The following is a 12,419-nucleotide window of genomic DNA, read 5'->3' as shown; positions in this document are numbered from 1 at the left end:
TTAGCTCAGGTTTAGCCCTATGACGATTTCGTTAACTCAGGTAGATGCCTTTACCGATGCCGCCTACGCTGGCAACCCAGCGGCGGTGTGCGCGCTGCCCGAGGCACGCCCCGACCCCTGGATGCAGCAGGTGGCCCAGGAGATGAACCTCTCTGAAACCGCCTTTTTCTACCCCGAAGCCGATGGCTACCGGCTGCGCTGGTTTACCCCCACGGTGGAGGTTGACCTCTGTGGCCATGCTACTCTGGCCACCTGTCATGTGCTCTGGAGCGAAGGGCACCTGAGCGATGAACAACCGGCTCGGTTCTACACCCGCAGCGGCGTGCTCACCGCCCGTCGCCTCGGCGACTGGATTGAGCTGAACTTTCCGGCTAACCCGTCCCACCCCATTGCCGAGCCTGCCGGTCTGGCGGAGGCCCTAGGGGCAACTCCCCAGGCTGTCATGGAAAATTCCCTCGGCTACCTGGTAGAACTGGAATCGGCGGCGGTGGTGCGCGATCTGCAACCCGACTTTGCGGCGCTGGGGCAGTTCCCCGTCCACGGCGTGATTGTCACCAGCCGAGGAGAGGCCCCCTACGATTTTGTCTCGCGCTTTTTTGCGCCTCAGATTGGCATCAACGAAGACCCTGTGACTGGGGCGGCCCACTGCTGTCTCAGCCCCTACTGGCGAGCCAAGCTGGGCAAGACTACGTTTTTGGCCCACCAGTCGTCGGCGAGAGGCGGTGTGCTCAAGGTGCAGGACGAGGGCGAGGCTGGGACGGCTGACGGCGCGCATCGGGTTCGCATCAGCGGCCAGGCCGTCACGGTCTTGAAGGGAGATTTGCTTCACTAAGGCAGGTCAAAGCATGCAGGTTGAGGTCACCACTTGGTATTTGGAAATGCTGAATTCGGCCCAGCTGCGGCCCAAGCTCAGCGGGTATGGCGATCTGGAAATTCGTCAGGCGGTGGTGCCCTGCCCAGACTTTAGCCGCTTTCTCTACGCTAGCGTGGGGGGCCAGTGGTACTGGTGCGATCGCCTGTCCTGGAGCCGCGATCGCTGGCTGACCTACCTCGATCGCCCCCAGATTCAAACCTGGGTAGCCTATAGGGCGGGCACCCCGGCGGGCTATGGAGAGCTAGAAGCGCAGCCCGAGGGCAACGTAGAAATTGTCTACTTTGGGCTGCTGCCTCAGTTCATCGGCCAGGGGCTGGGTGGTCACCTGCTGACGGTGACCGTGCAGCAGGCCTGGGCGATGGGAGCCCGCCGCGTCTGGGTGCATACCTGTAGCCTCGATGGCCCCTACGCCTACAAAAACTATGGGGCGCGCGGCTTTACCCTCTACGACACCCGCGTGACTACTCAGGATTTGCCCGAGGTCTCCCCTGACCCTTGGCAAGGCCTCGCCTGAGGGGATGTACTTTACAGCCATCCCGGTGTCTAAGCCTGTCAACCCCCTAATCTGGGAGCTCAAACTCTAGATCGGCGGGTTGGTCGCGGGGCGCGGCGTTAGAGCCCGACTGTTGATCGAGCCGCAGCGCTTGAGCTAAGGCCGATCGCGCCTGGGCTTTTTGCACCAGCGGGTTGAGTGCTTCGACGGGTAACCCGCTTAGCAGGCTTAGCTCTTGGCGGTTTAGCCCCTTGAGCAACAGTTCAACGCACCAGGTAGCTCGGGCCTGGTCTAGGGTGAGCGGCGCACCCAGGGGCGAAACAATGTCGGCGGTGACCTCGGCCCACAGCTGCCGCACTCGCAGGGGCGTAATCGGCTGATCGTCTGGTCCTAAGAACAGGGCTGAAGCATTGTCGCTACGGCTTTTGAGCCAGCGGGTGAGAGGATTTTTAGTATAGGTACCGTAGCGCTTGCCCATAATCCATTGGTTGAGCGGTACCTGGCGATGGTGGGGGCCGACCAGCAAAATGTGCTGGCTACTGTCGTACAGAGCGCTGGCTCGGGTCAGCAGGGGCACTTCCGCCGCCGCCACGCCAGCCCCAAACAGCACATAGACCAGGGCGTAGGTCTGGCTGCCAAGTTTACGGGCTGCCTGCATAATTTGATGCACGATTGGGGGCGGCAGATCGATCCAGGTGTCTGGGTTGAGCGCTGGGGTAGACAGGCTAGCCTGATCGGGTAAGGGGCTGTCTGCGGTCGGCTGAAGCCGCAGACTGAGCAAGCCATCCACCACACTCTCGATAAACTTAGCCCGACTCGGCCAGAGCCCGCCGGGTTGGGGCAGGCCATCGGGCAGGCCGCTAGTCGTGCTCTCGATCGCAACATAGCCCAGCAGCAGGGCCATCACCAGACTAGCCACCTCCTCCGGGGGTAGCCCCAAGCCTGATCCTTGAGCCAACAGTGTTTCTAGACCTTCAGCCATGAAGTCACGAATGGTGTGCAGCCCCCGCCCCATAGCCTGGCTCTGCTCGCTCGAAAACTGGCCCGCCTCACCAATCACCGATCGCACTAGTTCTGACAGCTGGTCGAGGGTATCGAGGCACTGGGCGAGAAAACGTTGCAGGGCCACATCGGTGGGCGATTGCCCCAGGGTCGCTAGATCAAGGCGATCGCTTGAACCCACCAGCCCCTCCGCCTCGGTCATGACCGCAGCAAGCAAGCCATGCTTGCTGCCAAACTGACGAAATAGCGTCACTTCGTTGACCTCGGCCAGATCGGCCACCTGCCGAGTGGTGGTTGCCCCCACACCCTGGCTCGAAAAAAGCTGAAAGGCGGCATCTACAAGCCGCTGCCGAGCCGATTTACGCTGAGCTGCCATAGGAAAAAGAAAGTATTACTTGCATTTTACCAGAGAAGTTTGTTAGGGTAGTCATGTAAGCAGCACTTGCAATCGATTCGAGCTTTCCTCTAGCGGTAGCTCAAGGATCTGGCCAAGGCTGCCAGCGTGGTCTGGGTCGTTGCCTGGGCCAACGGCTTCAACCCTACCGAGCAAAAAAGGATTCGCTATGACAACAACGATTAAACAGCCTCCACAAAAGCCAGGGATCGCCGACCTAGACTGGACATTGGTGGGCTTTTTGACGGCGGTGCACGGCATTGCCCTACTGGCTCCCTGGTTCTTTTCGTGGTCGGCCCTAGGGGTGATGATAGTGCTGCACTGGCTATTTGGTAGCATTGGCATTTGCCTGGGCTATCACCGGCTGCTGACCCACCGCAGTTTGCAGGTGCCCCGCTGGTTAGAGTATGTGTTAGCAACCATTGGCGCGATGGCGTTGCAGGGCGGGCCGATGTTTTGGGTGGCGGGGCACCGTCAGCACCACCTGTTTACCGAAGATGCTGAAAAAGACCCCTACGCCGCCAGCCGAGGGTTTTGGTGGAGCCACATGCTATGGCTGATATACCCTCGTCCGTCGGTGTTTAATCGGGAGATTTACCGCAGCTATGCGCCCGATATTGCCCGCGATCGCTACTATAACTGGCTTGACAAGTATTATTTGCTGCTGCAAGTGCCGGTTGCGATCGCCCTGTTTGCCATTGGCGGCTGGCCCTTTGTGATCTACGGTGTGTTTGCCCGCATCGTTACTCTGTGGCACTCTACCTGGTTGATCAACTCGGCTACCCACATGTGGGGCAAGCGCCGCTTTCACATCGACGACAACTCGGGCAATCTGTGGTGGACAGCGCTACTCACCTACGGTGAAGGCTGGCACAACAACCACCACGCTTTCCCTAACGTGGCCCCGGCGGGCTGGCGCTGGTGGGAAATCGATGTCACCTGGTACGCCATTCTGGTGCTAGAAAAACTGGGTTTGGCCCGACGCGTGGTGCGCCCCCCAGCCGAGGCCATGGCCCAAGCCCGCTAAACCGTTAATACAACGACCTGGTTTCTTGGCAGGCAAGCACCGCCCTGAGAACCGCAACCCAGAAACCGGGCTATAGCCATCCTCCTCCGTGGAGGATGGCTATAGCGCTATGTAGAGATTTAATTTAGACTTGATCTGCCGACGTTGGTTTGGGCCATTCATACCAAACCCGATTGGGTAAGCCCCGGTTCATAATCAGGAACCCCGTAGGGGCGTAGCATGCTACGCCCCTACACATCGGGGGTATGCATTCAAGACTCAGTATCAGACATGCTTGACAGGCCGCAAACCTCACTGACTAGCGCTAACGGTCGTGCCGGTTCCCTAAAGCATCGCGCTATTCTCAGCCGGGGGAGCTATTTTAGCTTGCTCAGCCTGGGCAGCGTGGGCAGCATTCTTAGCATTGGCAGTACCGGCAGCATTCTGAGTATTGGCAGCGCCGGTAGCATTCTCAGCATTGGCAGTGCGGGCAGCATTTTGAGTGTTGGCAGCGCCGGTAGTGTGCTGTCGGTGTTGAGCCTAGACAGCATTCTCAGCGTCTTGCAGTTTTGGACTGTTCGTAAATTTTGAATCAGCGTTGATTGAGGCTGGGGGCCATAACAATACGCTTTTACCAATTGCTCGGGTCGCGAATTTTGCTAACCATGCTAAGGGCTTTAGATGCATTAACAAACACTTTTGTGGGAAAAATCGCGGGGCAATACCCTTTTCAATCGCCTTATGGGTTGCTAGCATAATGCTATATATCAAATCTGATATACATGGACGCTGATGATAAGCCTTTGGTTTGGCTGCATGGTCAGGTTAAGACTCCGCCCTTCAGCCCATTGGCGCGGCTTGAAGCAGGATTTTTGCTCAGAAGGCTTCAGCAAGGAGAAGCCTTGTCATTGCCTCAGTCGCGACCTATGCCCAGTATTGGGGCGCATTGTCATGAACTCAGAATTCGTGATGCCGAGCAAAACTGGCGAATTGTCTACCGTATAGATGACGATGCCATTCTCATTTTGGCGGTCTTCAACAAAAAATCTCAGACTACGCCAAAGTTGGTCATTGAGATTTGTCAGCAGCGCCTCAAGCAATATGAGCGAGATCGACAGGAGTAAACAGGAGCTAAGTGATGGATCAATCAGCACGTGATCGATTGACAAAGCAGGGGTGGCAGGTAGGCACGGTTTCTGATTTTTTAGACCTCAGCCCAGAAGAGACGATTTTAATTGAAATCAAGCTAGCGCTAAGTCGTGCCCTGAAGGAACGTCGGCAGCAGCGCATGACCCAGGCTGAGTTGGCCGAGAAGATGCACTCTAGCCAACCCCGGATTGCTAAAGCAGAAAATGGAGATGCGTCGGTCTCTATAGAATTGCTGCTACGGGCGATTTTGGCGACGGGGGCATCTCCCCAGGAGATTGGTCGAGTGATTGGGGCGATCGAGTAAGCGAGATGAGGTTTTATGGACAACTGCACCTGCCAACTCCACACAAAAAGTCCATAAATTAACTGTAGATCGCTAGCTCCTGTAGGTAGGACTGCTGCTCTGCTGGGGGTAAAAATGACGCTTTGAAAGAATTTTTGGCGAGCTGCACCAGTTGCGCTGGCGTTAGCCCTAGGGCCGACTCCACGGCGTCAAAGTTTTCGGCCAGGTAGCCGCCAAAGTAAGCCGGGTCATCAGAGTTTACCGTCACGCACAGGCCCAGATCCATCAATTTTTTGAGGTTGTGCTGGGCCATCTCATCAAACACGCAGAGCTTGATATTCGACAGCGGGCACACCGTCAGGGGTATCTGGTGCTCGACTAGGTACTCCACCAGGGCCGGGTCTTCTACACAACGCACGCCGTGGTCGATGCGCGACGCCTTGAGCAAGCGAATCGCCTGCCAGATGTATTCTGGCGGCCCCTCTTCGCCCGCGTGGGCCACAGTGAGTAATCCCTCGGCCCGCGCCCGGTCAAACACCGCCTGAAACTTCGAGGGTGGATGCCCCAGCTCCGAGGAATCTAGCCCCACGGCGAGGATGCTGTCGCGGTAGGGCAGGGCTTGCTCTAGGGTGGCCATGGCGGCCTCGGCGCTGAGGTGGCGCAAAAAGCAAAGAATCAGCCCTGAGGAAACCCCTAGCTGAACTCTGGCATCTTTGAGCGCCTGGGTGATGCCGCTGTGCACCACCTCAAAGGGAATGCCGCGATCGCAGTGGGTTTGCGGGTCAAAGAAAATTTCGGTGTGGCGCACCTGCTGGTCGGCGCACTTTTGCAGGTAGGCCCAGGTGAGGTCGTAGAAGTCTTGCTCGGTCTGCAAAACCTGCGCCCCAGCGTAGTAGAGGTCGAGAAATGACTGAAGGTCTTTGAATTGGTAGGCCGCCCGCACTGCTTCGACCGACGCGTAGGGCAGAGTAATGCCGTTGCGCTGGGCTAGGGCTACCATCATTTCGGGCTCTAGGGAACCTTCGATGTGGATGTGAAGTTCGGCTTTGGGCAGAGAGTGCGATCGCATAGAGAACCCGTGCGTTTAAGCGACAATTATGACCCAATATTGGGCTGTTGTCGGCAACCTATCACTAGGGGTTATAGCTGAAGAGAGAGGTTGCGCCCCAGTCAAGTCTTTTATGGTCTAAGCAGAACAATTGCATGACTAAGGAGACAATCCCATGTCTTACGAAAATACGGAAACGCTACCTCAAGACACTCAATCGCTGCCCCAAGAGGCCAAGCAAATCTTTATGGCTGCTTTCAACGCAGCATCAGAAGATGGCTTTAGCGAAGATGGTGCCCACGAAGTTGCTTGGAATTCAGTGAGAAATACGTTTGCCCAGAAAGACAATGGGGAATGGTATTTCAAAGCTGAAGATCTCGACTCTCGCAGCCGGACGGGCGCTATGCCTGGCGGTTGATGGTCTTGAATTGAACATTTCGCGGTTTTTTAGCCATAGTCATCTAGATTGGGACACTCAAAACCCTAGACACGTTCGAACGTTCAAACGTTTTTAGGAGAAATGTCTTAATCAAATTGGCTACAGCTATATAGCAATTTTCGATCGCGAAACTTGTCACAGATAGTGGTTTAATCGCAGGTCAATAGTGGCCGAATGGGCATAGATTGTGAGGATAAAACCTTGCGATCTGTGCCCGTTTTGCGAAGCAAGCTTTTAAGCTGCTTTTATAGTTTTTTCGTGCTGGTTCATTTCTGGCGCAACCGTTTAGAGAGCGATCGCCCTGTGCCGCCCCGTCGCACCATGATCAGCTCAGCGGTGATGCTGACGGCAATTTCTTCAGGCGTGAGGGCACCAATATCTAGCCCAATGGGGCCGTAAATCGTGGCTAGTGTTTCTTTAGAAATGCCGGTTTGGGCGATCGCTCCATAGACTTGGCGCACCCGCTTTTCGCTGCCGATCATGCCGATATAGCGGCAGGGTACAGGGCGCTGAAGCAAATGCTGAAGGGCTTCAAAATCGTAGGTATAGCCTCGGGTAACTAGGGCGGCATAGAGGTTTGGGTGGTGGGTAAGCGATGCGATTGCTTGATCGACTGGCTCTGCCAAAATCTGGCTGGCCTGGGGGTAGTGGTCGGCGTTGGCCCACTCGGGGCGATCGTCCTGTACGGCGATTTGGAAACCAGCCAGGTGGGCAACTTTGGCCAGTTGAATGCCCACGTGGCCTGCCCCCACAATCAGCAGCGTCGGCGGTGGTTGCAGGGTTTCGACAAGTGCGATCGCAGGGTCAACCTGAGCAACATCCTCGATTAAGTAAGGAGCCTTATCCTGCTCAAAGGGCGTTACTAGGATGACGGACTGCCCGTTCTGGAGCGATCGCAAAATCGAATGCACCAGGAGTTTTGCCGTCTCCCCCTGCCAGCGCTCTAGCCACACCCGCATGTGGCCGCCGCAAACGCCTTGGGTTTGCCGCTGGGGTGCCCCAGATAGGTCAATGTCGACGAACTGCTTTTCTCCGGTTTTAAGCACCTCCTGGGCCTGGTGCAGCACCTTGGCTTCCCCGGCCCCGCCACCAATGGTGTTGAAGGCTTGGCCATTAGCATCCACCACCAGCCTCGCGCCCACTTCGCGGGGTACAGAACCCTTAACGGCAGTGACGGTAGCGAGAACAGCAGGGCCACCTTCAAGGGTCTGGGCCAATTGTTGAAAGCAGTTCACCATAGAATTATTTCAATCCCGTCCAACTTCACTCACATCTCCTGGGCTGATCAAAGTTAGAACCCGACAAACATCAGGCATTGAGGGAAGCAAATCAGGCAGACGGTTACTGGGTGCCACCAAAACTGTTAAGACGCAACCTCTACAGGCCGCCCCTGGCTCACTGTCGCTTTCACAGCCTCGATCGCCCACAGGGTAGACTCTGGAGTTGCCGGTAGGGCCAACGGCACATAGTCGGCATTGCCGAAGGCGGCGACGGCGGCGCGGATTGCCTCCCGCACCGACATGGCCAGCATAAACGGCGGTTCGCCCACGGCTTTGCTGCCGTAGATCACGCCATCCTGGGCCGCACGTTCTAGCAGGTGAATGGTGAAGTGCTCCGGGATTTCGCTGATGGTGGGAATTTTGTAGGTGCTGGGGGCAAAGGTACGCAGGCGGCCTTCGTCGTCCCACACCAGTTCTTCCATGGTGAGCCAGCCCATGCCCTGCACAAAGGCTCCTTCGATCTGGCCTCTGTCCACCAGGGGGTTGAGCGATTCGCCCACGTCGTGGACGATATCGACCTGGCGGAGTTTGAAGGTGCCGGTGAAGCCATCCACTTCGACCTCAGACACCGCTGCCCCGTAGGCAAAGTAGTAGAAGGGGCGACCCTTGCCCAGTTTGGGGTCCCAAAAGATGTTGGGGGTGCGGTAGAAGCCGGTGGCCGACAGGCTAATCCGTTCGCTGTAGGTCTGCTGCACCACTTCGTTGAAGGCGATGCGGGCGCTGGGGTAGGTGCGGCAGTAGATCCAGTCGTCTTCGAAGACCATGTCCTCGGGGGCGTCAAGGTTCAGCATGCGCACGGCGACGGCAGCGAGGCGATCGCGCAAAATTTCGCAGGCATTCTTCACCGCCTGGCCATTGAGGTCTGAGCCGCTGGAGGCAGCGGTGGCCGAAGTGTTGGGGACTTTGTCGGTGCTGGTGTGCATCAGGCGAATGCGATCGCTCTTTACCCCCAGCGCCTTGGCCGCCACCTGGATCATTTTGGTGTGTAGGCCCTGGCCCATCTCGGTGCCGCCGTGGTTGAGTTGAATGCTGCCGTCGGTGTAGATCAGCACCAGCGCCCCGGCCTGGTTGTACTGCACCTTGTTGAAGGAAATGCCGAACTTGACCGGGGTAATGGCCAATCCTCGCTTTTTGTAGGGGCTGGTCTCGTTAAAGGCGGCGATCGCCGCCCGGCGGGCCATGTAGTCGGCCCCCTCCTTCGCCTCCTGCCAGACCCGAGCGATGCGGTTGTCAACGATGTCTTGGTCGTAGTGGGTGCGGTTGGTGTCGCCCTCACCGTGGTAGAAATTGCGCTCGCGCACCACATCGGGGGGCAGGTTGAGGGTGCGGGCAATGCGATCGCACACCTCCTCGATCACAATCATCCCCTGGGGGCCGCCGAAGCCCCGGTAGGCCGTGTTCGATACGCGGTTAGTCTTGGCGATCCGCCCCTCCACCACCAGGTTGGGCAGGTAGTAGGCGTTGTCTACGTGCAGCATGGCCCGGCCCAGTACCGGTGGCGACAGATCGAGGCTCCAGCCGCCGTCGGCGGTCAGCACGGCCTTCAGTGCGGTAATTGTGCCGTCGCCGTTAAAACCCACTTCGTACTCGCCCAAAAAGCCGTGGCGCTTGCCGGTGATTAGCATGTCGTGGTGGCGGCGCAGGCGACAGCGGGCAGGGCGACCCGTTTTGTAGGTGGCCAGGGCCGCCGCCGAGGCAAAGGGGTTGGCCTGGGATTCTTTGCCGCCAAAGCCGCCGCCCATGCGAATGCAGGTGCAGACTACCTGGTTTTTGGCCATCCCCAGCACGCGGGCGACCACCTCCTGGGTTTCGGTGGGGTGCTGGGTAGAGGCAAACACCTGGAGATTGCCCTCGCCGTCGGGCACCGCCCAGCTAATCTGAGTTTCGAGGTAGAAGTGGTCTTGGCCACCGATCGCAATTTCACCCGAGAAGCTGTGTTCGGCCTCAGCGATCGCCGCATCTGGGTCGCCGCGACGAATGAATTGGGGGTCGCTGTGGTAGCTATTGGCGGCGATCGCCTCCTTCACCGTTTTAATTGCGGGCAGGGGCTCGTACTCCACCTCAATTTTGGCGGCGGCATTTCTCGCCGCTGTCTCGGTTTCGCCCACGGCCCAGGCCACTACCTGGCCGTAGTAGCTGACCTCATCGGTGGGCAGCAGCACCTCGTCGTGAACGATCACGCCGGTGTTGTTTTCTCCCGGCACATCCTCGGCGGTCAGCACAGTAACGCAGCCCTCCACTGCCAGTGCTGGGGCCACATCCAGCTTGGTGATCTTGGCTCGGGCGTGGGGTGAAATCACCGGGTACAGCGACAGCATCCCCGCCGGTTCCCGCTGGTCGTCGGTGTAGACTGCCGTGCCGCTGACATGGGCAACGGCGCTTTCGTGGTGCTTGGGTTTACCGACTGGGCTCATGGGGTACCTCGCTGGGAACTTTGGATTTTGGTTTTTGGGAGGGGCAGGCTAGAAAGGTAGGGTGGGCACTGCCCACCACAGTCATCGGGAAGAATCACAAAGCCTATGGGGCGCACCGTGGGGGCTGGACTACCACTTGCATTGGGGACGGTGGGCAGTGCCCACCCTACGAAAACTGCAAAAAGCCATAAACCGTAGGGGCATCCGAGAAGCGATGTACCATAGCAGATGCTTAGGTTTAAGGAAACTCCACAAAGAATTTTTCAAACAAATTCACCACCAGGCGCTTGCGGTACTCAGCGCTGCCCCGCAGGTCGGTAAGGGGGTTAAACGCCTCTTGCAGGATGGGTTTCACCGCCTGAATGGTGTCAGCAGTCCAGGGTTTGCCCAACAGGAAGTCTTCGACTGCGATCGCCCTGGCCGGTGTTGCCGCCACGCCGCCATAGCCTAGCCGCGCCTTAAGAATCTGATTATCCCCATCGACATCTACCGCAAAGGCCGCCGCCACAATGCTGATGTCATCGGTGCCGCGCTTGCCGATTTTGTAGGCTTGCGCCAGCCGCCGCGCCGTGCCTGGAACAAGCGCTTTAGGAATTTGGACGGAGGCAATCACCTCACCGGGCTGGCGTTGGGTCTGGCGATAGCCAGTGAAGAAGTCGGCCAGGGGCAGAGTGCGCTCTCCACTAGAACCAGCCAGCTTCACACTGGCATCCAGCGATAGGAGCACCGGGGGCAAGTCGCCAATGGGGGAGGCCGTGCCAATGTTGCCGCCTAGGGTGGCCCGGTTGCGTACCTGGCGGGCGGCAAACCAGTGAATCATCTCATCCAGGCTGGGAAAAACCCCGTGGAGGTTCGTTTCAATATGGCTGAGGGGCACCGCCGCGCCAATTTCGACATAGTCATCGGTGTGGCAAATCTGCTTCAGTTCGGTGACAGCTTCCAGGGAGATCAGCACCGGGTAGTGCTGTCGGTGCCAGCTCATCTCCAGGCCCAAGTCTGTCGCTCCGGCCACCAGGGTGGCGTCGGGGTAACGCTGTAACAGGTCAAGCACTTCAGACAACTGCGTGGGTCGGTAGAACTGTTCGCTGTGGCCGTTGTTTTGGGTGGTGTAGGCCAGAGCAGCCAGCTCCAGCGATGCCGAGGTCAACTGTTCTACAAACCGATCCTGGGGAGCGGCATCGGCTACCAGCTCGGCGGCCCGACGAATGGGGATGTAGCCCGTACAGCGGCAGAGGTTGCCCTCCACCGAGAGATCGTCAGGGGTGCCGTCGTAGTAGGCAGCAAACAGGCTCATGATGAAGCCGGGGGTGCAGTAGCCGCACTGAGAGCCGCCGGTTTCGACCATTGCGGCCTGTACAGGGTGGAGGTCGGCGGCGGTAACGGGTTCTTTCACCAAGGGGCTTTTGGGAATTTGGCCGTTGGTAATGCCGTCTGCCGTCAGCACCTGCCGCCCCGCCACTGCCCCGAGGGGAATCAGGCAGCTATTCACCGCCTGGTAATGGGGCTGACCGTCAGCTCCTTCACCGATCAGGGCCACGGTACAAGCGCCGCAGTCGCCGTCGCCGCAGCCTTCTTTGGTGCCCGATCGCCCGCTCAGGCGCAGGTACTCCAGCAGGGTCATGGCTGGCGAGACATCTTTGATAGAGACCGGCTCTCCATTGATGGTGAAGCTCAGTTGAACATCTAGTTGTTGAGGCATAGAAGCTGTATGGCGGCTAAAAACACGTACCCACGGGCCATGAGATTAGTGTTCAACTTAACGGCACTTTAGTAAGCAAAATGACAATTTGACTAAATTTAATTTGGACTTAGGCTATAGATTCAGTCAGCGAGCAAGGCGCGATCGCAGTTACCGCCGGTTTAGCAGAGCGCATGCCATGCGCCCCCTACGGTTTGGCCTTTTGGAACTCGGGGTTATGCAATTCGGATTTGGTATAACTCGTCGCCTTTGGCTTGGCAGACTACTGGCTGGTGGTCATCCTCTCAACAGATGCAAGGGTTGAACGCGATCGGGCATTTTAAATAAAAGCGAGGTTT

General features: G+C 57.9%; 12 protein-coding genes. 7 read left to right on the top strand and 5 right to left on the bottom strand.

The genetic code is table 11. From position 1 onward, the window contains the following. Positions 1-19 precede the first annotated feature (19 nt). Positions 20-832: a PhzF family phenazine biosynthesis protein gene (locus RRF56_RS12200; protein WP_317037917.1), complete on the top strand. Its 813-nt coding sequence runs from the start codon at positions 20-22 to the stop codon at positions 830-832. A 13-nt stretch (positions 833-845) separates the two neighbouring features. Continuing rightward, positions 846-1,388: a GNAT family N-acetyltransferase gene (locus RRF56_RS12195; RefSeq protein ID WP_317037916.1), complete on the top strand. Its 543-nt coding sequence runs from the start codon at positions 846-848 to the stop codon at positions 1,386-1,388. Positions 1,389-1,434: 46 nt separating this feature from the next. Here RRF56_RS12195 and RRF56_RS12190 read toward each other — a convergent pair whose 3' ends face one another. Next, positions 1,435-2,745: a TetR/AcrR family transcriptional regulator gene (locus RRF56_RS12190; RefSeq protein ID WP_317037915.1), complete on the bottom strand. Its 1,311-nt coding sequence runs from the start codon at positions 2,743-2,745 to the stop codon at positions 1,435-1,437. A 187-nt stretch (positions 2,746-2,932) separates the two neighbouring features. Here RRF56_RS12190 and RRF56_RS12185 point away from each other — a divergent pair, with 187 nt between their 5' ends. The 4 genes from RRF56_RS12185 (at position 2,933) to RRF56_RS12170 (ending at position 5,222) form a co-directional block, all read left to right on the top strand. Then, positions 2,933-3,790, top strand: a complete 858-nt coding sequence (locus RRF56_RS12185) for an acyl-CoA desaturase (protein WP_317037914.1) — start codon at positions 2,933-2,935, stop codon at positions 3,788-3,790. Between the two features lie 219 nt (positions 3,791-4,009). Then, on the top strand, positions 4,010-4,360 hold the full coding sequence (locus RRF56_RS12180) for a hypothetical protein (protein ID WP_317037913.1): 351 nt from the start codon (positions 4,010-4,012) through the stop codon (positions 4,358-4,360). A gap of 191 nt (positions 4,361-4,551) precedes the next feature. Then, positions 4,552-4,893 (top strand): type II toxin-antitoxin system RelE/ParE family toxin, encoded by a 342-nt coding sequence (locus tag RRF56_RS12175; RefSeq protein WP_317037912.1) that lies wholly within the window; start codon positions 4,552-4,554, stop codon positions 4,891-4,893. A gap of 14 nt (positions 4,894-4,907) precedes the next feature. After that, positions 4,908-5,222: a helix-turn-helix transcriptional regulator gene (locus RRF56_RS12170; RefSeq protein ID WP_317037911.1), complete on the top strand. Its 315-nt coding sequence runs from the start codon at positions 4,908-4,910 to the stop codon at positions 5,220-5,222. Between the two features lie 58 nt (positions 5,223-5,280). On the opposite strand, the gene RRF56_RS12165 is transcribed toward RRF56_RS12170, so the two are convergent. Then, positions 5,281-6,270, bottom strand: a complete 990-nt coding sequence (locus RRF56_RS12165) for an adenosine deaminase (protein WP_317037910.1) — start codon at positions 6,268-6,270, stop codon at positions 5,281-5,283. 154 nt (positions 6,271-6,424) lie between these two features. On the opposite strand from RRF56_RS12165, the gene RRF56_RS12160 reads away from it, so the two are divergent. Continuing rightward, the gene (locus RRF56_RS12160; protein ID WP_317037909.1) at positions 6,425-6,667 is read left to right on the top strand and encodes a ChaB family protein; all 243 of its coding nucleotides are present in this window, start codon (positions 6,425-6,427) and stop codon (positions 6,665-6,667) included. A 287-nt stretch (positions 6,668-6,954) separates the two neighbouring features. On the opposite strand, the gene RRF56_RS12155 is transcribed toward RRF56_RS12160, so the two are convergent. The 3 genes from RRF56_RS12155 to xdhA all read right to left on the bottom strand — a co-directional run bounded on the left by RRF56_RS12155 (position 6,955) and on the right by xdhA (position 12,081). Then, positions 6,955-7,926 (bottom strand): XdhC/CoxI family protein, encoded by a 972-nt coding sequence (locus RRF56_RS12155; protein ID WP_317037908.1) that lies wholly within the window; start codon positions 7,924-7,926, stop codon positions 6,955-6,957. 125 nt (positions 7,927-8,051) lie between these two features. Then, complete coding sequence (gene xdhB / locus RRF56_RS12150; RefSeq protein ID WP_317037907.1) at positions 8,052-10,382, bottom strand: xanthine dehydrogenase molybdopterin binding subunit; 2,331 nt, start codon at positions 10,380-10,382, stop codon at positions 8,052-8,054. Between the two features lie 238 nt (positions 10,383-10,620). Further along, a complete protein-coding gene (gene xdhA, locus RRF56_RS12145; RefSeq protein WP_317037906.1) occupies positions 10,621-12,081 on the bottom strand; it encodes a xanthine dehydrogenase small subunit in 1,461 nt (486 codons plus the stop codon). Positions 12,082-12,419 lie beyond the last annotated feature (338 nt).

Source organism: Nodosilinea sp. E11 (assembly GCF_032813545.1).
Lineage (GTDB): Bacteria > Cyanobacteriota > Cyanobacteriia > Phormidesmidales > Phormidesmidaceae > Nodosilinea.
The sequence above is the reverse complement of the archived record's forward strand: the minus strand, read 5'-3'. Positions and strand labels throughout refer to the sequence as shown.